Genomic DNA, 20,558 nt, shown 5'->3' on the forward strand with positions numbered 1-20,558 from the left:
CCTTCATATGCGGTCCAGGCAGCAAGCCATCGGCCCTGCACGCTAGGCGTGTGGGCTGGTTCGCATGGGGGGTCAGAAACGCTGGGCGAGGCGCTCCAGCAGCGGAGCCGCGGCCGCCAGGATGGCGACCTCGTCATCGGTGAACGACTCGCCGAGCGCGACGGCCATGCGATCGGAAATCACGTCGCGGCTGGAGTGCAGGACGTTGCCGCCCGCACTGCTGACCGTCAGCAGTGACCGCCGCCGGTCGTCGGGGTCCGGGGATCGCGTCACCAATCCATGCTTCTCCAGCGACGCGACGGTCGAGCCCATTGCCTGCGGGGTGATCTGCTGCAGCCGGGCCAGATCGGCGACGGTGATCGGGCCGTTGCGGTCGATCTGCGCCAGCACGGTCAACTCCGGATTCGTCAACTGGCCGTCCGTGAGCGCCTCGCCGGTACGTCGCTTGAGCATCCCCATCGCCACCCGGATCGAAGTGGCCGTGGAGCGGTTCAGAGCGTCGCGAGGTCCCATGAATAGAAGGCTAGGTTTCGAAGCTCGATATTGCAAGGCCAGCCTTCCTAATGCCTCGGCGGCAGCGCCGGCCGGTCGAAGTCGGCCAGCCTGTGAGTCGCAGGGCGGCCCCGCAAGCTCGACTCGTCACCGAACAGGCTGTCCTCGGACTCCATCGACTCCTCCCTCGCCAGCAGGGCAGGTCACCGTCCGCCCCAGGAATGGGTCTCGCCGGCAAGGGAAATACGGGCCCAGGGCGGAGGAGCATCGCCGGGTGCGACGGAGGTGGGCCGCGGGAGGTCCGCTCGCGAAGCGCGCGGCGGTGGTGAGGCCGAAGCGCCCCTGACCCAAACAAGCAGGTAAAACGGTAGAAGACTCGCTTATCGCCCTCTGAGAGGGCGGTTAAAGGGCCTGTCGATGAATTAGTGGGTCGTGTCGTGCTCGCTGGCCTGGGATGTCGCGTGCATGACGTAGCGGGCGAGGTCGCTGGGGTCGATCAGGCGGGCGGGGATCGGCTTGGGGCGGTGGCCGTGGTCCTCGAGGAGGGGGGCGGACCTGTTTGATCAGGGCTCTCATCTGGTTCTCGCCGATGCGGAAGAGGTAGGCGGTCAGTGAGCAGGACAGGCCGCGCTGGTCGAGGACGGTGGCCCAGATGATGTTCTCGGTGGTGAGCTTGCGGTGCTGGGGCCGTTGCTTGGGCGGGAGGGCGTCGAGTCGGTCGCGGATGTCGGCGGTGAGGCGGTCGAGGTCGTGGCGGTCCAGGCCCGTCAGGAGGGGATGGGTGGCCAGCGTCGGGCCGAAAGTGTGCGCGTGGCGGGGATGGGACCGGGGGCCGGGTGGGTGGAGCGGGACGTCGGGAATGCCGGGCTGGGGCGGGGTGAAGTCGACCTGGGGCGCGGTTCCGGTGTCGTCCACCGGCCCGTTTCCCCAGGCCGCTTCCCGCACCCGGCGTGCCCGTTTCCGAGCACCGGGCGCTCCACAAGCCGTGCTGGTTTCCGGTCGCCTCTCTCATCCCATGGTCGGCCACGGCGTCGGGATGACTGCTCCCCGGTATCGGTAACGTGTCGTGCTCACCTTGGCCGGATTGAACAGTGATCTTTCTTCCGAGGCGGGCCACCATCCGTCGACGCAGTAGCGGCGGCGGAGGACCTTCCATCCGGATCGGTGGTGTTTGCGGCACAGCCATCGGCCCACCCGCAGCCACGCGTAGTAGCTGAGGTAGCCGAAGGCCGCGCTGGACACCCCGGGACGGAAGTAGGCGCACCAGCCCTTCAGCGCCGGGTTAAGTTGGCGCAACAGGGCATCGAGCGGCTGGCTCGTGTCCATTCGTCGGCACAGTGTCTTCACCTTGCGCGTCACGGCCTTGACGGACTTGCGCGCCGGATAGGTGTAGACGTACTGCTTGGACGTGCCTCGTTTTCGGTGGCGTTGGATGCGCCAGCCGAGAAAATCAAGGCCCTCGTCGATATGGGTGATCAAGGTCTTCTCCTGCGACAGGCGCAGGCCCATCGTGGACAAGACCCCTGCGATCTCTGCCCGTAGGGCTTCTGCGTCGGTCTTGGTGCCGTGCACCATCAAGCACCAGTCGTCAGCGAACCGGACCAGCCTGACGTTGGGCAGACCGCGACGGCGACGCTTCTCCCGTTCCAGCTTCCCAGCGCCGGGACCCCCGGGGTGCTGGGCGATGAACTCGTCCAGGACGGTGAGGGCCACATTGCTGAGCAACGGGGAGAGAATCGAACCCTGTGGAGTACCGGCGTTGTTCTCTCGCAGCACGCGGTCCTCGCCGAGGATGCCCGCCTTGAGAAACGCCTTGACCAGGGACAGGACGCGTTTGTCCCCGACACGATCGCGCACCCGAGCGAGAAGCCTGGTATGCGAGATTTCGTCGAAGCAGGCTTTGATGTCGCCCTCAACGACCCACTCATATGAGTGGGACGTGAAGTGGCGCACCTCGGCCACCGCGTCGTGAGCCCGGCGGTTCGGGCGGAACCCGTAGGAACACGGGAGGAAATCCGCCTCGAAGATCGGCTCCAACACCAGCTTGAGGGATGCCTGGACCACCCGGTCGGTGATGGTGGCGATGCCCAGACGACGTAGCTTGCCGTTCGCCTTGGGGATCATCCGCTCCCGCACCGGCAGCGGCCGGAAGCCGCGGTTCTTCAGCGAGGACTGCAGCGCGTCGAGGAACTCCTCGACGCCGGTCATCTGCGCGATGGACGGCGCCGTGCGGCCGTCCACCCCGGCGGTCTTGGCTCCCTTGTTCCCCCGCACCCGATCCCACGCGACCAGGAGGAACGCGGGGTCGGCGACGAGATTGAAAAGATCAACGAACCTGCGATGAGGGTCATCACGGGCCCAACAGTGCAGCTTCGTCTGGATCTTCAGTACCTTGCGCTCGGCCTGGTACAAGGCGAGCTCAAGGTCGTCGGTATTCACCGGCGACGTCCTCCTGATCTTCCAGTATCTCCACCACTGACTTGCTGGCCTCCTTTGCCATGTACGGAGCTCTCCTCCGTTCGGACTACTACGAGGCCTCCGCCCCACCCGACGGCCCTCAGCCGGCAACGGACCTGCCCTCCACCGAGCTGGCTGCCCGGAGGTTGGGGCGACCGCGGGTGGTTCCCACGTTCACGACCAAATCGATCAAGGAGTGAGGTGCCCACCTCTACCCCGGCAGCATCGCCACGCCTACGCCGCAGGCATTCACCGTGGCCTCCCCACCGGACACCCTGACCGGCTTCGGAGTTGACCAACCGCCACTTCGCGGCGATGGTCACGCACTGCATCCCGGGCCCGTATCCGTCAGATTTGAGCCGGGTGGAACTGTTACGGGGCATCAGACAGTGGTTCCTCGCGTACACCTTCTCCTCGCTGCTTGCCGGGCCCGGACCGTCTGACAGTGCCGACCCGTCCCGTACTTTGTCAGGGCTGCTCCCAGCCTTCCCGACGTTCCCCGGGTCGGCCTGCCCTCAGCTTCACCGGGCAGCTGCGACTGCCCAGCGGCAGGGTCCTTTCACCCCCGCTCGATCTCGTCGCGCCTCGTGGCGCACATGGTGTAGTTCCACTCGCCGTGGAACGCGTCGGGGTGGATGGCCAGGGCGGCCGCGTGCTGCTGGCTGATCTCGATCCCCGTGGGGTAGCTGCTGGTGTCCAGGCGGGCGGTGACGGTCAGTCCGGTGCGGGTGGTGGTGGAGGAGATCAGGTTGAGGGCGACGTCGTAGCTGGTCAGCGGGCGGGCGCGCCAGTTCATCGAGATGAAGGAGAACAGGCGGTGCTCGACCCGGTTCCACTTCGATGTTCCCGGCGGCAGGTGACACACCGTGATCTCAAGGCCGGTCTCGGAGGCCAGGAGGGCGAGGTTGGCCTTCCACGTCTTGGCGCGGGAGCTGTTGGAGCCGCCGCCGTCCGCGGTGATCAGCAGGCGGGTGGCAGAGGGGTAGGCGCTGCGGCCCTCTTCCTTCCACCAGCGGCGAAGGCAGGCCACGGCGAATGCGGCGGTGTCGTGATCGGTGCCGATGACGACGTAGCCGGTGTTACGGGCGACGTCGTAGATCCCGTAGGGGATCGCGCTGCCGGTCGCATGGGTGGGGAAGTCGTGGTCGAGGACCTTCACCGGCGCCCCGGGCGGCCTCCACTCCCGTCCCGCCTGGCCGAACAGGCCGATCTGCTCCTTCTTCTTCGTGTCCACGCTGATCACCGGGTCGCCCCCGTCCAGGAACGTTTTCACCGTGTCGTTGATGTGCCGGAACTGGGCGTCCCGGTCCGGGTGGTGGCTGCCGGCCAGCACCCGGGCGTTGCCGCGCAGGCTGAACCCTGCCGCCTTCAGTAACGCGGCGACGGTGTCGCGGCCCACCTTCCGCCCCTGGGCGGCGAGTTCGTCCGCCAGCCGGCGCAGCGACTTCGTCGTCCACGTCAGCGGTCCTATCGGGTCGCCCTGCGTGGTGTCCTCGACCAGCGCCAGCAGGGCCGGACCCAGGCCCGGGTCCTTCTCCGACAGTGCCGGGCGACCGGCCCCCGGGCGCCGCACCCGCCCGTCCGGCGCCCGGCCCGCATCGAGTTCGGCCAGGCCGCGGCTGACGCAGCCCTTCGAGACGCCCGCGGCCCGCGCCACCGCAGCGATCCCGCCGTGCCCGAGCTGCCGAGCCTCCGCCGCGTACAGCACTCGGCGCTGCCGCTCGTCCAGGTACGGCGTCACCGCCCCAAACTTCTCCTCCAACGAACCGATCAACTCATCGAAGCGACCCATACCGCATCAACGAGCCCAACTACCCTAAGAAACCCACTAATTCATCGACAGGCCCGCTGCTGCCTGCTTGCCCTCCCGCCTTCTCGAACCAGCAGTAGAGATTGCCTCAAGTGTGCCGTTCAGTATCGTTTCCCTCAGCTTCCTGCCCGGAGGTCGAAGGTGCACTGTCGGCTATCGAGATCGACAGTCCGTCAGTTAGCCATCTATGAGCCACCGTCATATTCAGCACGCGCCCGCCGGTGACGGTGCCGACCAGGGCCCAATAGCGTTCCAGGCGGGGGTCGAAGCCGGATGACCTAGACACCAGCCCATGCAGGTCTTCGCGGAAGGCGGGGGTGTCCGACTCCCGCCGGGCTCGTGCGTGGGCGGATACGAAAGCGTTCACCGCATCCCCGGCGCTGGGCGGCAGACCCTGGGCCAAAGCGGCGGCCGTCAGGACGGCAGCATCGTCGATCTCCCCGTAGAAGGCCGGGGCGTCCCTCATCTCTTCGTCGTGGTCCTGGGTCCAGCGGTTGAAACTGGGTGTGGAGACGAGCAGATGAAGCTCGGCGTAGGCCAGGACCGTAGCGGGATCGGGGTCCTGCGGCGGGTCGGGTGACAGCATGGCGATCATGATGTCGAGCCGGCGCTTGGGCATGGCCGCGGACAGCTCGCGATACCAGTGATCGGTGAGAGTGCGATGCGCCTGCGGGAGGCGCTGCACGCGAGAGAGGATCTCCAGACGTCGGAGCCGTTCCTCGCTCGGGCAGTCGTCCAGAGACTTGAGTGTGGCCTGGCGCCACCGCAGTTCGGTTAGTCGTTCCTGCACCACTTCGAGCTCGGTTGCCACCAGTTCGCCGAAGGAGCACTCACCGGTGACCACCTGCGTGATGGTCGCGATCGGAGTGTCCAGCGCCCGTAAGCGTCTGATGAGACGGATCCGCTCCCACGCCTCAGGACCGTAGCGTCGATGACCACCGGCGCTACGGCCGGCCACGGGCAGCAGACCGCTGTCGGAGTAGTAGCGGAGGGTCTTCACCGGGACCCCCGTTCCGGCCGCGAGTTCGCCGATGCTCCACGTGTCTTGCGTCACAGGCTCTTGAACCTCCAGCGCGCGGGAGGTCCTAGCGTACTGAGCACTGACCGCGTCAGTCCGTACCGTTCCCCCACCGCTCAGGCTTAGTACCGGCCTGACCGGCCTCGTGCGGCCTCGTCCGATCCCGTCCGACCAAGAACGGTGGGTACATATGTCCCCGACCATGACAGCACCGCGTCCATGCCGAAGAGACAGGCTCCGTGCGGTGCTCTTCCCCTTGCTCTGCGCTGTGGCACTACTCGCAGCCACCGCCGTACCGGCGACCGGCGCACAACCCGGTTCCCCGCACTCCGCAAGACAAAGCGGTACCGTCGTACGGACCGACCACGGCCTGATACGCGGCGTGTCACACGGCTCATACACCACCTTCGGTGGCATTCCCTACGCTGCGCCGCCGACCGGACCGCTCCGCTGGCGCGCACCAGTGCCCGCCGCCACGTGGCATGGTGTCCGGGATGCGACGACGGCGGCTCAACGCTGTGTGCAGATGCCGACACCAGGTGCGGGCGCAGTCCTCGGGTCGGAGGACTGCCTCTACCTCAACGTCACGATGCCGACGCCAAAGCCGGCCGGGCAGAAGCGGCCCGTGCTGGTGTGGATGCACGGCGGTGCGTTCCTGGGCGGTTCTGGCAGTGACTACAGCACCGAACAACTGGCGGTCAGGGGTGACACGGTCGTCGTCACGGTCAACTACCGGTTGGGTATTTTCGGTTACTTCGGCCACCCCGAGTTGGGCTCCGCCCCACCGTTCGGCCTGGCGGACCAGCAGGCCGCCCTGCGCTGGGTGCGGGCGAACGCGGAGCGCTTCGGCGGTGATCCGGGCAGTGTCACGCTGTTCGGCGAGTCCGCAGGCGCCCTCAGCATCTGTGCACACCTCACCTCGCCGACGGCCGTCGGACTCTTCCAGCGGGCCGTGCTCCAGAGCGGTTCCTGCCTCATGTCCTTCCCACGCGGCGCTCTCGGGCCCGGAATACCGGCGTACGAGCCGTTCGCCTCACAGCGTGATGTCCAGACGGCCGGTGCAGAAGCCGCCCGGCAACTGGGCTGCCCAGCGGGCGGTGGAGGCGAGGTGCTGGCGTGCCTGCGCGTGCAGAGCACGGATCGCCTCGCCACCGCGCAGCTGATGCAGTCCTTCAACCGGCCCGCCTTCGGCAATACGCTGCTGCCCGTGGCGCCGGACCAGGCGTTGGCGTCGGGGCGCTTCCACCGCGTGCCGATCATTCAGGGCACCAACCACGATGAGATGCGGATGTTCGTCGGCCTGTCGCTCGCCGCGTTCCCGATCCGCACCGAGAACGACTATCGCGCCCGTCTGGTGGACGCCTTCGGGCTTGCAGCCCCAGCCGTCGAGGCGCAGTATCCGGCAGGACACTACCCCACGCCCGCACTGGTCTGGGCCGCGGTGCTGACCGATCGATCCCTCACGTGCACCACACTGGCAGTTGGCCGGGCTATCGCCGCTCATGCCCCCGGCCTCCCCCTCTACGGCTACGAGTTCAGCGATCCGGATGCTCCTGTCCTCACCGGTCTGCCAGCGAACCCGCACTTCCCCTACGGTGCGGCGCACGGCTTCGAGATGCCGTTCCTGTTCTCCTCCTTCCCCACCGAGCGACCACTGACCGACGCCCAGCGCGCCCTGTCGGACCGGATGGTCGACTACTGGACGAACTTCGCGCATACCGGCAACCCGAACACCCCCGACGCCCCGCTCTGGCCTGTCCTCCGCCCTTCGTCACCTCTCGCGCAGTCGGTGCAGTCGTTGGCTCCCGGACCAGGCGGAATCCACCCCGTCGATGCGTATTCCGCACACCACTGCTCGTTCTGGGACCGCCTGCCTCAGTGAGCCTCCGCGCGGGCACTGTCGGGAGTGTCATGAATCAGGTGTGATCTTCCCCGAAGGAGTCACCTGATGAGTACGACGACGGATCACCGGATCGAGACCCTGGGCAGCGTGTCGCTTGCCGTGGCCGACGGCAGTGTCCAGGGTGCCGACGTGAAGTCGATGCCGGTGTCGCCGAACGGTCTGTCCAGCGAACTGCTGGAGGAGCTGGCCACGCTCGCGGCCGAGAAGGTCCGCGGGGAGGGGCTGAGACTGATGGGCGAGGGCGGGCTGCTGCCCGAACTGGCCCAGCATTTGATGCAGGCCGCCCTGGAGGCCGAGATGGATGAGCACCTGGCCGCCGAGGCCGGCCGGGTCGGCGGGCGCGGATCTCGCTCGGGCGGCAACATGCGCAACGGCTACCGGGCCAAGAAGGTGATGACGGAGGTCGGCGCCGTGACGGTGCAGGTCCCGAGGGACCGGCTGGGTACCTTCCGGCCCCGGATGCTGCCCGTGTACGCCCGCCGCACCGGCGCGCTGGACGACCTGGTGATCTCGCTGACCGCGAAGGGCCTGACCTCGGGCGAGATTGTCTCCCACCTCGCCCAGACGTACGGAATGACGACCACGAAGGAGACCATCTCCACGATCACCGACAAGGCCCTGGAATCGATGGCGGAATGGCGCACCCGCCCGCTCGATCCGGTCTACCCGGTCGTCTTCATCGACGCCGTGCACGTCAAGATCAGGGACGGTCACGTCGCCAACCGGCCCATCTACGTGGCCATCGCGGTCACCACCGACGGCTACCGCGAGATCCTCGGCCTATGGGCCGGGAACGGAGGGGAAGGCGCCAAGTACTGGCAGACCGTCCTGACTGAAGTCAAGAACAGAGGCGTCCGGGACGTGCTCATGCTGGTCTGCGACTGTGAGGATGATTGTGTTCCGTACGGGGCCGCGGCCTGACCCGGTCTGCGACTGACCAAGGTGTCCTGAGCGCCGATCTGTCGGTCACGGCGGTGGCGGGCGGACCTGCGCGAGATGGGCCTGCGCATCCACTCCGCGTACGTCGCGCATCCGCATCCTCCTTGACCACCTCCTTGACGGGTGGATTTGTCCGTGGCCGACGCCACACCGCCCGGCTGGAGTTCAGCGGGCGGGCCGGGTGCTGGACGGCGAGGCTCCGCGCCGCCATTCCGAAGGCTTCTGCCCGCGGAACCGCTCGCCGCTCTCGATCCGGGCCTTGTTCCGGGCGAACTCGCGCTCGGCAGCCGACATCTGCCGGGGCGCGCAGCCGCGCCACCTGGTCCTACGGGCCGCAGATACTCCCGGGTGAAAAGCACATCGTCTGGCGCCGGGTCGGCACGCACGACATCATCACCGGGCCCTGATCCCCCAGCGCCGTGTGCGGACGTCTCAGTGCCCGTCCATGAACTGATCGTCGAGGCGGTGGAGCGGAATCGGTGAAGTCGTCCGGACGAGCAGGACCCCTTGGTAGCAACAGCGGTGTCCAAGCCGACCGCTGCACCAAGAGGTCCTGTCATGCCGTTGTACGCCACCTCACCGTCCTCTGTCTCCGCAGTCGAGGAAGTCAGCTGCTCATGCGCTGCCTGCCGGTTCGGCCACGGTGCCGGCCGTCCTGCCCGTCCGCGCCGCTACACCACGGACATGACGGATACGGAGTGGCAGGCCATCGCGCCGCTGCTGCCCTGGCCGACCTGGCTGGACGGCAACGGCGGGCGCCCGGAGGAGTACTGCCGACGCCTGGTCATCGACGCCATCTGCTACGTCGCCGACAACGGCAACAAGTGGCGCAACCTGCCCGTCGACTACGGCATTCACTGGAAGACATTGCACGCGACCTTCACCCGGTGGAGCCGGGACGGCTTCACCCTCGCCCTCCACAACGACCTGCGCGAGAAGGTCCGCGAGGCTGAAGGGCGTGACCGGGAACCGTCCGCGGCGGTCATCGACTCGCAATCCATACGGGCCGCGGAGACTGTCGGCGCCGACAGCCGGGGATGGGATGCGGGCAAGAAGGTTGGCGGGCGCAAGCGCCACGTGATCGTGGACACGATCGGCAATGATCGACTACTTCACTGAATGCCAAGAGCACGTCGCCGCCTGCATCCGGGCGCACATCGCCGTGACCGGAGAACCCCTCTCCGGTCAGGAGATCGCCGCCCCGTAGCGCGCGGGATTTCCTGACCGGGGCAGCCCGTTGTGGGTAGTTGAGTGACAAATACGCGCGGGGTGCTACATCATGGGCAGGTCATGGCGGGCCTGGGCGTTGTGCCTTATCTGCGTCGGCGTGGCCACATCGTGGCCACGCTAGTCACGGCTGGTGTCAGGGCGGGAACGTTCTCGACGTCCTGCACTCTGCTGGCCATGCAAACTCACCACGTTTTCTTCAGCGGTATGCCGTCCTGGCCTGAGCGCCTTCTTGTCGTCGCCGGGCTCTTCGCTGTCGCGCTGCCGCGTGCCACGCGCACGGCGTCCGCAGGGCGCTGGCTGGCCGTTGTCGTGGCGGGTCAGACGGTTGCCTGCTGCTGCTTCGAACTGCTGCGCGTCTTTGGGTCCGCCAACGAGGGCCCGTGGGGCGCAGAGGTGCGCCGCCGCCCGTCGCTGGCGCTGCTGCAGATCTTGCTGACCCTGCTGGCGTCCTTCATGCTGCACCGCGCGGACGCCGGGTGTCGCCGTGTCCTGCGGGACCTGGAGGGCGCTCTGCGCCGTCTGCCGCTGCCTCTCTGGCGTGAGCTGTACCGGCTCCTCACCCACGCCGTGCCCGAGGCACCGCAGCCGAGCGTACCCGCCACCAGCGGTCCGACACGGACCTCTCCACGCCTGCTCGTACTGTCACAAGCAATGGCCCGCCGCGGGCCTCCCTCCCCCCTGCCGCTCTCTGCCTGATCGCTGCATGTGCGGTGAGCGGCTCCGGCACGCCGTCACACACCACCGCTTTGTGGCACCGCGCGTCGCGGCCGGTGCCAGGGGGGATCTCTCATGCCCAAGACCGTCGTTGTCATCGGGGCCGGCCCTTATGGCCTGTCCACCGCCGCACACCTGCGCGCCCGGGGGCTGTCCGTGCGCGTCTTCGGCACGCCCATGGCGAGCTGGAGCCAGAACATGCCGCAGGGCATGCTCCTGAAGTCACCGCCCAGCGCCTCGCTGCTGTCCGCACCTGAGCCGGGCTTCACGCTGGAGGACTACTGCCGGCAGTCGAACGAAGCACGCTTGTCCGGACATGACCGGGTGCCAATCGAGCTGTTCGTGCGCTACGGGCGCTGGTTCAGCGAGCAGTTGGCGCCCGACGTCGAGGACGTACGGGTACTCGAAGTCGACCGGCAAGTCGACAACACGTTCCATCTCAAGCTCGCCTCGGGTGAGGAGGTGCAGGCAGCTGCGGTTGTTGTCGCGAGCGGCATGGACAGTATCGCCCATATGCCCAGGATCCTGGCCCCTCTCGTCGCCGAGGGCCTGGTCTCACACACCGCACAGCATGCCGACCTCTCGGCGTTCGCGGGCCGGCACGTGCTCGTGGTCGGTGCCGGGCAGTCTGCGCAGGAAAGTACCGCGCTCCTGCACGAAGCCGGAGCTCACGTGCAACTCATGGCCCGCACCGAGCGATTGGTCTTCGGGGCGGCCCCTACGCCGAGGCCGCACTGGCAGCCGGACACACCGCTGGGCCGTTCCTGGGCCCTTTATGCCGTCGTGCACCAGGCGGCCTTCTTCCGCTACCTACCCGCCCCGGCCCGGCTGCGCCTGGTGAAGAGGGTCCTGGGTCCGTTCGGCTCCTGGTGGCTCAAACCCCGCCTGCACGCAGTGCCGCAACTCCTAGGGCAGCACATCACCGCCGCCTACAAGGAAGCCGGGGGCATCACCGTAACCACCCAGGACCTTCAGGGACGCACCCACACGGTGCGCAGCGGGCACGTCTTGGCCGCGACCGGCTACCGCGTCCACCTCGACAAGCTGGAATTCCTGGCCCCTGAACTGCGCGTCGCGGTCGATCGCACCGGCGGATTCCCGCGCCTGGACAAGGGACTCGGCTCGTCCGTGCCGGGCTTGTACTTCACCGGCATCCACGCGGCAGCGACGTTTGGACCATTGCTGCGCTTCACCTGCGGCACTGCGTTCGCCGCCCCACGGCTGTCCGACGCCCTCGCCCGGTCCGTCATGTAGGCCCCGCGGCCGATACTTCGGTGACAACACACGGACCGGACCGGCCGCAGCACAGCGACCGGTCCGGCTCCCTGGCGGGAGGCGACCAAGCGGACGAAGACGGCGAAGCCGGGCAGCGCGAACGTCCCGGTGCCCGCGCCAATCGCTACCGGTCAGCGATCCCTCTGGTGAGCTGACAGGTCTGTCAGGTCCTTCGGTAGCGCCCGCCGGTCGAAGAGGTCAGGCTCCGAGCTGGCCAGGGAGATCATGCGAGGCCCTCTTCCGCGGCCTTCGCCACGGAACACGTCCTTGGCAGGCTCCATGTGAGCTGCATCACGGCCCGAGGTCGGTTACGTTGATAAAGCACCTGGTCAGAGGGGGTAACAAGCCGTAACCCACCGGGGACGTTCCATGACCGGCCTGACCGTCATCCTGCTGCTCGTGGTCCTGGCCACAGCCGTGACGACCGGCGCTCGGCGCTGGCGTATGCCCGCCCCTTCGCTCCTGGTGGTTGCCGGTCTGATCGTTGGGTTGATGCCCTGGGTCCCCGGGGTCCGCCTGCCGCCGCACGTGATCAGTGTGTTGGTGCTGCCGCCACTACTCTTCGCCTCGGCCGGGGAAATCTCTGTCCGTGACCTGCGCACCGTGTGGCGGCCTGTGACCGGCTTGGTCTTCGGCCTGGTTCTCGCCTCAGCCATCGCTGTCGGGTACGTCGCGCGAGCGATCACACCGCTCACCACGGCGTCCGCGTTCATCCTCGGATCTGTCCTGGCCAGCACCGACCCCGTGGCGGTCTCCGCGCTCGGTCGGCGCCTTTCCCTCCCACCCCGTGTGCAGGTGATGGTGCAGGCGGAAAGCCTGTTCAACGATGCCACGTCCCTGGTCCTGTACAAGGTCGCCGTGGCCACCGCGGTTTCCAGCAGCGCCATCACCGTGTCCGGAACCGTCGGACAGTTTCTGATCCTTGCGGGCGGAGGAGCCCTCATCGGCGCGGCTGTCGCCGCAGTGGTGACTCTCATCCGCAGACGGACCGAGGACCCCATGTTGGAGACCGTGATCGCATTGGTCACCCCGTACGCCTCGTACGTCATCGCGGACGATTCGCACACCTCCGGAGTGACTGCCGTCATTGTGTCCGGGGTCGTCCTCGGCAGCGCCGGCCACAAACTCAGCAGCGCCCCCAACCGCCTCCAGGTCCACGCCGTCTACGACACCGTGACCTTCCTGCTGGAGAGCGTCGTCTTCGCTCTCATCGGCCTCGAACTCCCCTCTCTCGTCCGTCAGCTCGCGCACGACGAGCACGGCTGGCCGCTGTGGGTCCCGGTGATCGTCTTCACTCTGCTCACGATCCGCCTGCTGTGGATCTTCCCGCTCTCCGCCCTGATCCAATACCGGCACAGAGAGGGCGACAGTCGCCTCTCCTGGCGCGTTCCGGCCGTCCTGTCCTGGGCAGGCACCCGAGGCGTCATGCCGCTGGCCGCCGCACTCTCCATCCCCCTGACCACCCACACAGGTGCGCCGCTGCCGCACCGGGCCCTCATCCTCATGCTCACCACCGGAACCGTCGCGCTCACCCTCATCTTCCAGGGATTCACCCTCGCCCCTGTCGTACGCCTCTCCGGCATCGCTCTGGAGCCGGAGCACTCCGTGCGCGAGGAGGTCCGGACCCGCCGACACATTGCGAAGGCCGCTCTCGAAGAGCTCAAACAGCTTGGCGATCTGGATCAGCTCGCGGATCTGGGTGCCGCCGCCGAGACCGCCTTGAAACAGGCCCGTCGCCAATTGGAGGCGCGCATCCACCAGGCCGAAGATGCCCACTACAGCGACCCCGACGCCCGTCCTGCCGACGCCTACCGCGAGATACGTCGGACACTCATCGCAATCGAAGCGGCCGAGCTCCAGCGCCTCTACGAAGCGAACAAGATCAGCAATGCCACCCGGCGCCGGATCCAGCGGGAACTCGACCTCGAAGAAGCCAGCCTCCGCGCCCGCGGCTGACCAGCAGTCCCGGTAATCCTTAGCTACTGCTCTGACCGGGGCGTTCGCCGGAACGGCTGTGGTCGGCCCCGGACAGGGCGCCCCCCGCTCCATTTTGGGTCCAGCGCATCGAACCCCCGCTCGTTGAAGCCGTGGATGACATCGCGGACCTGGGCTCCCCCGGCACACCCCCCCGCGGGACACCCACAACAGGGCGGACAGCCGGCAGCAGCAACCGGAAGACCGGCGGCATCCGGAGGCCGTCTGCACCGTCGGCCGCATCCACTACTTCGACCAGCAGGCCGTCGAATCCTTCTGGGCGGCCTGGCAACAAGACGTTGGCACCGCCCGGTTGGGCGCCGCAGGGCGCCGGCCCGGCGACGGCAAGGGGGCCAACCGGGGCGGTCCGAGCCGGCAGCAGCGTGAGCAGGTGGTTGGTCTATCGCCGACCCGGGTGCACCAGCTGACCAAGGACGCCTCGGCGGACGTGCTGGAGGCGGTGCTGGCCGAGTTGCGGGCAGCAGGCTGGCCTGCTCCGCCTCCTGGTTGCTCGCCCTCCTGTCCTGTGAACCTTGACCGGTTGCCATCGAAAATTGATGGACGGCGCGTAGACCTTCGGCCGGTGTGAGCCCGTCCCCGGCGTCGCACTGCCGTCGACGCCGGGGACGGCTCAGCTGATCCGCGACCCGGTGCGTCGTCACTCACCGACGCTCAGAACGATGCGTCCCCTGCCGTGACGCGTCGCGGCAAGGCGGTGCGCATCGGCGGCCTCTTCCAGGGGAAGGACCACTCCGACGTGCGGGAGGAGACGGCCGTTGGCCGCGAGTTCGGTCACCGCGTGCAAGTCTTCCGGCACCAGGCGTGCGAACACCGGGCGGGTGGCCGGATCCGCTATGTCGACGGTCGACGCATAGCGCGTGGCGTCGTGCCCGGCCGCAGCCGCGCGCACGAGTGTGCCACGGCCGACAGTGTCGAAGACCGCGTCGACGCCGTCAGGTACCAGCGTGCGGACCCTCTCGGTGACCTGGTCGTCGTCGCCGACCGGCGTCGCGCCAAGGCTGCGCAGGAGCTCGGCGCGATCGCCTGCGTCAGCACCCAGCGCTGTTGCGCCGCGGGAGATCGCAATCTGGACGGCCATCGAGCCCACGCCGCCCGCAGCGCCGTACACCAGCAGGGATTCCCCCGGCTGCACGTCCAGGACCCGGGTGACGGCCTGGTACGCCGTGAGTCCGGTCAGTGGAAGCGCTGCCGCCTGCTCCCAGCTCAGCCCGGCCGGCTTCGGTGCGAGAGCGTGCACGTCGGTGGAGATCAGTTCGGCGTACCCGCCGTGTTGGTGGCTGACGCTTGTGCGGACGTAGCCGACCACTTCGTCGCCGGGGCGGAACTCGGGGGCTCCGGGGCCGGCCTTCTCGACGACGCCGGCGATGTCCCAGCCGGGGATGACGGGGAAGTAGGTGGGAACGTGCGCGTCCGCCAGTCCCTCGCGCATCTGGAGGTCGGCTGGGTTTACGGCGGCGGCTCGGACACGGACGAGGACGGAGTCGACGTGGACCTTCGGCGGCTCCACCTCGGCCAGTTCGAGTACCTCCGGGCCGCCGTACCGCTGGTAGATGATCGCCTTCATCTCAGGCCCCCGGGAAGGCCATGGGCTGGTCCATGAGGATGGTGTGGTGGACGATGCGCCAGGCGCCGTCGAACCGGCGCAGTCGCGGCTGGTAGTAGCCCGACTCGATCGGGGTGATCGTGCCCTGCGCGCCGAACGCCCCCTCGGGCCAGCCGTCGGCGGGACGCTCGTGGCCCTGGATGCTGTAGACGATGAACTGGGCGTCGAGTGTCGCCTCGTCGCCATCGATCTCAATGATGTGGTCCTGGGTCGTGTGGTGGCTCCACCCACGCGGCGGGTGCGGCGCCATCAGCCCGGCGACGGCGTTGCCGATGGCCTCGGCCCCGGTGAGCTCGGCGAGCTTCTCCCGGGTACCGCCGTTGCTGTAGTAGATCTCAGCAACGGCGTTCTCCACGAACAGCGCGGACATCGCCGCGCCGTCGCGGTGGTCGGCCGCTCGCACGTACCGGGCCAGCACCTGGGCAACCGCGCGCTCGTCGTCCATCTTCTCTCCTCTAGCTCTTTGTCTGTCTGAGAACGAGTCCAGCGTGCCGCCTGGTCAACGAGGAGCGCGATGCAGACTTGTTCGCAGATCATTACTCTGAGGGTATGGATCGTCTTGAGGTTCGGCAGCTCGAATACTTCATCGCGGTTGCTGAGGAGCTGCATTTCAGCCGTGCAGCTGAGCGGCTGGGCATCGCTCCCCCACCGCTGTCGCGCGCCATCGCGCAGTTGGAGCGTCGCCTGGGTGTCACACTGTTCGAGCGGACCAGCCGACGCGTCGGCCTCACGCCGGCGGGCGAAGTCTTCCTGGTCGAGTCTCGCAAGGCTTTGCAGTCGATCGATCGTGCTGCCCAGCGAGCGATCCATGCCGCTAGCGGCGCGTTGCGCATCGCCGTCGCCCCGGGCATGGGCTCAGGGCTGCTTCGTGACCTCCACCGCCGGTACGAGGGGCGCTACGGCCACGACATGATGCAGCTGTTCTTCACGCGTGATCAGGCCACAGCCGTGCGAAGTGGGCAGGCTGACGTTGCCCTTCTCTGTGCGACCGAGGACCTGCGCGACCTTGAGAGCAGCGACGTCGCCGAGGAGTACCCGGTGGCCCTTCTGCCCGCGAGTCATCCCCTTGCCGGGCAGCGCAACATCCCCCTCGCTCGTCTGCGCAGCGATCCCGCCTACGTGCCCGAGTGCCCTGTGAACAGTCTGGACGAGCTCATCGATCGCGTCGCACTCGGACGGCTCGTGGTCGTCGTCGGCCACAGCGTGACGGATCGCCTCGGCTCCGCCGTTGTGGGGATTCCGGTCACCGGCCTGCCCCCGACCGAGCTGCTGCTCGCATGGCCGGCAGAATCGCGTGACCGCCGGATCGCGAGCCTCCTTGACCTTGCCCGAAGGGTGTCGTTGGCGCCGTCGCCAACGACGGCCAAGGCTGCTCCCGCCGCCAGCTGAACGGCGTCAAACGCACCGGAAGAAGTAGGCGCTTCCTGCAGTTCAGGCCGCGCCCGACCTGCGCCAAGTACTCCGCCGCGGCGCTTCGTGCCCGTTTACGACGGACGCGGCGATCGGGCTGGTTGCAGCGGCCGCCGGCCTGCTACTGCTCGGCCTCCTCGACGTGCCCTACGCCGGGCTGCTCATCTTTCCCTTCGGAGCCGGTGTGGCATTCGCTGCCGTCACGCTCGCCGCGATGCAAGATGTGAACGAAGACCAGAGGGGCCTTGCGGGCGCTCCCGCAGCAGCGCCAGGCGGCGTTTGTACTCCTCGTCGTCGATCTCCCCGCGGGCGAACCGCTCGGCGAGCAGGTCTTCCGCTCTCCTGCTGCCCCACCCCGGTTCATCGGATGCGGAAGGCGGGCCGGGCCGGTGGCCGCAGTGGGGAGCCGTGAGGTAGCGGACGAGTGCGATGACTGCGGCGATCACCACCACGGCCGCCCAAGGTGCCCCTGTGCGCAGGCCGCCTGCGGGGGGCGCAGGTCCTGCGCAGTGATCACTGTGACCGCGCATTGGCCATCTGATCAGGGGTTTACTGATTGCGCACCCTGCCTGTGGGCGGCCGGGTTCGGATGCGCAATAGGCCCGGACGATGCCTACTGCCGGGCCTCGGCGTGATACCGGGTGAGTGCGTGCCAACGCCGCTCGAAGTCTTCGCTCTGCTCTGTGATCTGAGCGGGGCTAACCGGCTTGTTGTACTGGCCGGTGATGCCGCGGGCTGCGCAGTCCCGCGCAACCGCATCCGCCGAGGGCTCCTCAGTGCGCACACGGTGCTCGGCCCAGGCCTTGTAGGTGCGGAACTGGAGCGGGTAGCGGCGCAGCGTGGACGGGCTGATGGGCTTTCCTCCCCGGCCGAGCATGCCCTTGTCCGTCAGGAAGGCGGACAGCTCATCGGCGCCAGGTTCGCCGCCGTGCTGAGCTTGATACTCCCTCCACGCGAGGTAGTAGCGGTCGACGCTGGTGAGGTCGCCTCCTACCTCGGCAGGGTCCTGCGGCGGGGGCTGCTCGTCGACCTTGGCGTCGATCCTGGGGCCGCGCTGCTCCTTGGCGGCCTGGGCGCCGGCGGTCGCGGTCTCCTGCTCCGTCTCCCGATCCGGCAGGGGCTCACCCTCCGGGTGCTCGCCGGCGTCGACGTTCTCTTCGTCTTCGGCAGGCGGGGCGGTCTCCGGGCCGCCGATGCCGTACTCGCGCTCCTGGAATTCAGCGACATAGTCCTGCAATTCGGCCGCGGCGACCGGCTGGCCAGTGGCCCCCGTGATGCCATCACGCTGGTACACGTACTGGGCAAGAGCACCCGCATCGGGAATGGAGCCGTATTCTCGGGCGTACGTGAGCCACGCGTTGTAGAAGTAGTCGCCCCACGTCAGTCCATCGTCCGCGCTGTGCGCCCCTTCAGGAGCGTGCTCACCTTCGGAGCCGGCCGTCGGCGCGTTGCGCTGTCTGAGGACCTGCAGCAGGGGCTGAAGTTGCTCGTCGGACAGTGGTCTCCCTGCCGCGGTAGCAATGCCGTACTGGTCCTGGAGCCAGGCAGCGAACTGCGCGCTCGTAGGCTCTGTTCCGAACGCGGCGAGCCAGGCCTGGTAGGCGTCAGCGAGGTGCTGGGTACCTCCTTCGTCTTCCACGTCTGGTTCGAGCGACCGGCCGGGGTCCGCGGGCGGAGTCTGCTTCGGCGGCTGAGGCCCGGCGGCGCTCAGCTGCGCAGGCGCCTTCTGTTGATCGGTAGCGGCCTCGAGTTCGGAGCTCTGCCGCTGCGCCGGCACCGGGGCCCGCTCGACGGTGAACGGGATGGGCGGCTCGTCGATTCCGGCGGCCGCGAGGCCGGCCGGAGCTGTCTCGGCCAGCGGCACGCCGTAGCGGGCCAGGCGTAGCGGCATCAGCGACTCCACCGGGGCCTTGCGGCGCCAGGCGCGGCCGAAGCGGGAGCGCAGGCTCGCCTGGTACACGAGGCGATCCTGCTCCAGCTTGATGACCTGGTCGTAGGAGCGCAGCTCCCACAACTTCATGCGGCGCCACAGAAGAAACGTGGGGCCCGGCGAGAGGAGCCAGCGGGTGAGACGGACACCCTCCATGTGCTTGTCGGCCGTGATGTCGGCGACGCGGCCGATGGCGTGGCGGGCGGCCTCGACGGCGACCACGAACAGGACCGGCATGACCGCGTGCATGCCGACCCCGAGCGGGTCCGGCCATGCGGCCGCGCCGTTGAAGGCGATCGTGGCCGCCGTCAGAAGCCATGCAGTCTGCCGCAGCAAAGGGAAGGGGATACGGATCCAGGTCAGCAGCAGGTCCAGGGCGAGCAGGACGCAGATGCCGGCATCGATACCGATCGGGAACACGTAGGAGAAGACGCCGAAGCCCTTCCTCACAGCGAGTTCGCGGACCGCCGCGTACGAGCCTGCAAAGCCGATCCCGGCGATGACGACCGCGCCCGTCACGACCACCACGATCAAAATACGGTGAGCGCGGCTCAGCGCTACTGGAACATTCCCGGGTCCCGCGGCCACCTGCTGTAATCCTTCCCCAGACCTCAACTATGAACATCACACTCTCATGAGCAGCTGCGGCGGCACCGCCGTGCGATCGGTCTCGTTGGCGGCGCCTGAGCGCCGGCCGCCAGGCCCACGCCTCAGCGGCGGTGTGGTTGCGATCCTCGGTCGGCCCCGGAGGGCGACCGCCAGGGCTCCCCGGGGTCTGCGGGCTTTCCTCAGCGCGTGCCTGTCGTCGCAGTGCTGTAGGCGTACAGGGCGACGACGCCGACCACACAGGCGAGGATCGTCCAGGAGGCGAGGCTCATCCGTTTCCGTTTCCGCCCGGGCCGTTTCGGCTTCTCGGATCGCTTGGTTCGGCCGGGAGCCGGGGCGGGCGGTGCGGCGTCGGCGGCGGTCTCGGCGAGCAGGCGGCGGCAGGCCGTGGCGAGCTCGCCGGTGCCGGTACAGAGCGGGACGACCGTCTCCGAGCGCGCCGGAGCGGTGGTGCCGCCGTCGAGGATACGGCCCGCACGGAGCAGGATCTCGTCCTTGCGACCCGAGGGGGCGAGACTGATCCAACGCTGCACATGCTCTCCCCGGATGACCACACCCCCGGCCCGGTCCCGGTACACGGTGTGCTGACGCCAGAGCATGTCCGCCAACTGCGTTGCGGTGTCTCTCAGTTGGGCGCTCAAGGCCCGTCCTTCCAGAGCCGTACGGTGAATCGAACGGGAATCGTACTTCGGTCTCTCTGTTTCGCTCGGGCGGCCCAGGGTGGGGGGATGCGGTCTGCAGCATCCGCCTGCCCCTGCGGTGCAGGAGCCCGCACGGGGGGAAGCAGGCACCCGTGGGAGGTAGGTCCCACGCTTACAGCGCACCGAGGGTCCCTGGCGTCACACATCCAGCCGATCACCCGCGAGCACCAGGTGATCTTGTAAGGTCAGGCCGCCGCCTGTGACACGCAGGACCTGGAACGCGCTGAACACAGTGGCCCCTGAGCGGGTCACGCCGCCTGCAGTCCTGGGGAGGTACGCGGGCGGCACCAAGACAGGGGCGGGCCCGTTCATCCCCCGTGGCGGGCCCGCCCCCTGTTCACCTCGCAGCGTTTCGAGCGGAGTTCACGTGCAGCGTTATGTCCTGCCCATGGCTTCGGCGAATGTGGCACTCTCCTCCGCGTGAGCGGCCGGCAACACCTTGGCCCTCCCCTCCCCCGCTCAACGAAAGACCCCC

General features: G+C 68.2%; 16 protein-coding genes and 1 pseudogene. 7 read left to right on the forward strand and 10 right to left on the reverse strand.

The genetic code is table 11. From position 1 onward, the window contains the following. Positions 1 to 72: 72 nt before the first annotated feature. The 5 genes and pseudogenes from ACIQFZ_RS29010 to ACIQFZ_RS29030 all read right to left on the reverse strand — a co-directional run bounded on the left by ACIQFZ_RS29010 (position 73) and on the right by ACIQFZ_RS29030 (position 5,813). Positions 73 to 459, reverse strand: a complete 387-nt coding sequence (locus tag ACIQFZ_RS29010) for a MarR family winged helix-turn-helix transcriptional regulator (RefSeq protein WP_402692553.1) — start codon at positions 457 to 459, stop codon at positions 73 to 75. Positions 460 to 894: 435 nt separating this feature from the next. Further along, a complete protein-coding gene (locus ACIQFZ_RS29015) occupies positions 895 to 1,407 on the reverse strand; it encodes a hypothetical protein (RefSeq protein WP_402692554.1) in 513 nt (170 codons plus the stop codon). Between the two features lie 93 nt (positions 1,408 to 1,500). After that, positions 1,501 to 2,931 carry a group II intron reverse transcriptase/maturase gene (ltrA, locus tag ACIQFZ_RS29020; RefSeq protein ID WP_402692555.1) on the reverse strand — a complete coding sequence of 477 codons (1,431 nt, stop codon included), beginning with the start codon at positions 2,929 to 2,931 and terminating at the stop codon, positions 1,501 to 1,503. 613 nt (positions 2,932 to 3,544) lie between these two features. Further along, a pseudogene (locus ACIQFZ_RS29025) lies at positions 3,545 to 4,741 on the reverse strand (ISAzo13 family transposase); the annotation flags it as partial. A 106-nt stretch (positions 4,742 to 4,847) separates the two neighbouring features. After that, positions 4,848 to 5,813: a MerR family transcriptional regulator gene (locus ACIQFZ_RS29030; protein WP_402692556.1), complete on the reverse strand. Its 966-nt coding sequence runs from the start codon at positions 5,811 to 5,813 to the stop codon at positions 4,848 to 4,850. Between the two features lie 166 nt (positions 5,814 to 5,979). Here ACIQFZ_RS29030 and ACIQFZ_RS29035 point away from each other — a divergent pair, with 166 nt between their 5' ends. The 6 genes from ACIQFZ_RS29035 to ACIQFZ_RS29060 all read left to right on the forward strand — a co-directional run bounded on the left by ACIQFZ_RS29035 (position 5,980) and on the right by ACIQFZ_RS29060 (position 13,794). Next, the gene (locus ACIQFZ_RS29035; protein ID WP_402692595.1) at positions 5,980 to 7,659 is read left to right on the forward strand and encodes a carboxylesterase/lipase family protein; all 1,680 of its coding nucleotides are present in this window, start codon (positions 5,980 to 5,982) and stop codon (positions 7,657 to 7,659) included. A 66-nt stretch (positions 7,660 to 7,725) separates the two neighbouring features. After that, positions 7,726 to 8,601, forward strand: coding sequence for an IS256 family transposase (locus ACIQFZ_RS29040; RefSeq protein WP_402692557.1), 876 nt, complete (start codon positions 7,726 to 7,728; stop codon positions 8,599 to 8,601). Between the two features lie 702 nt (positions 8,602 to 9,303). Beyond that, positions 9,304 to 9,738: a transposase gene (locus tag ACIQFZ_RS29045; RefSeq protein ID WP_402692558.1), complete on the forward strand. Its 435-nt coding sequence runs from the start codon at positions 9,304 to 9,306 to the stop codon at positions 9,736 to 9,738. A 285-nt stretch (positions 9,739 to 10,023) separates the two neighbouring features. Continuing rightward, complete coding sequence (locus tag ACIQFZ_RS29050; RefSeq protein WP_383063160.1) at positions 10,024 to 10,545, forward strand: hypothetical protein; 522 nt, start codon at positions 10,024 to 10,026, stop codon at positions 10,543 to 10,545. Between the two features lie 93 nt (positions 10,546 to 10,638). After that, positions 10,639 to 11,817, forward strand: a complete 1,179-nt coding sequence (locus ACIQFZ_RS29055; RefSeq protein ID WP_402692559.1) for an NAD(P)-binding domain-containing protein — start codon at positions 10,639 to 10,641, stop codon at positions 11,815 to 11,817. A gap of 390 nt (positions 11,818 to 12,207) precedes the next feature. Continuing rightward, positions 12,208 to 13,794, forward strand: a complete 1,587-nt coding sequence (locus tag ACIQFZ_RS29060; RefSeq protein ID WP_376408435.1) for a Na+/H+ antiporter — start codon at positions 12,208 to 12,210, stop codon at positions 13,792 to 13,794. A gap of 676 nt (positions 13,795 to 14,470) precedes the next feature. Here the strand turns inward: ACIQFZ_RS29060 and ACIQFZ_RS29065 are convergent. Next, positions 14,471 to 15,397 (reverse strand): NADP-dependent oxidoreductase, encoded by a 927-nt coding sequence (locus ACIQFZ_RS29065; protein WP_402692560.1) that lies wholly within the window; start codon positions 15,395 to 15,397, stop codon positions 14,471 to 14,473. A 1-nt stretch (position 15,398) separates the two neighbouring features. After that, entirely contained in the window at positions 15,399 to 15,881 is a 483-nt protein-coding gene (locus ACIQFZ_RS29070) for a nuclear transport factor 2 family protein (protein ID WP_402692561.1), read from the reverse strand. Between the two features lie 104 nt (positions 15,882 to 15,985). Here ACIQFZ_RS29070 and ACIQFZ_RS29075 point away from each other — a divergent pair, with 104 nt between their 5' ends. Next, positions 15,986 to 16,825, forward strand: coding sequence for a LysR family transcriptional regulator (locus ACIQFZ_RS29075; protein WP_402692562.1), 840 nt, complete (start codon positions 15,986 to 15,988; stop codon positions 16,823 to 16,825). Positions 16,826 to 17,046: 221 nt separating this feature from the next. Here the strand turns inward: ACIQFZ_RS29075 and ACIQFZ_RS29080 are convergent, their stop codons facing one another. The 3 genes from ACIQFZ_RS29080 to ACIQFZ_RS29090 all read right to left on the reverse strand — a co-directional run bounded on the left by ACIQFZ_RS29080 (position 17,047) and on the right by ACIQFZ_RS29090 (position 19,981). Beyond that, positions 17,047 to 17,298 carry an SHOCT domain-containing protein gene (locus tag ACIQFZ_RS29080; RefSeq protein ID WP_402692563.1) on the reverse strand — a complete coding sequence of 84 codons (252 nt, stop codon included), beginning with the start codon at positions 17,296 to 17,298 and terminating at the stop codon, positions 17,047 to 17,049. A gap of 161 nt (positions 17,299 to 17,459) precedes the next feature. Further along, a complete protein-coding gene (locus tag ACIQFZ_RS29085) occupies positions 17,460 to 19,301 on the reverse strand; it encodes a DUF2637 domain-containing protein (RefSeq protein ID WP_402692596.1) in 1,842 nt (613 codons plus the stop codon). A gap of 263 nt (positions 19,302 to 19,564) precedes the next feature. Next, positions 19,565 to 19,981 carry a hypothetical protein gene (locus ACIQFZ_RS29090; RefSeq protein ID WP_402692597.1) on the reverse strand — a complete coding sequence of 139 codons (417 nt, stop codon included), beginning with the start codon at positions 19,979 to 19,981 and terminating at the stop codon, positions 19,565 to 19,567. Positions 19,982 to 20,558: the final 577 nt, after the last annotated feature.

Source organism: Streptomyces sp. NPDC093064, from assembly GCF_044754605.1.
GTDB lineage: Bacteria > Actinomycetota > Actinomycetes > Streptomycetales > Streptomycetaceae > Streptomyces.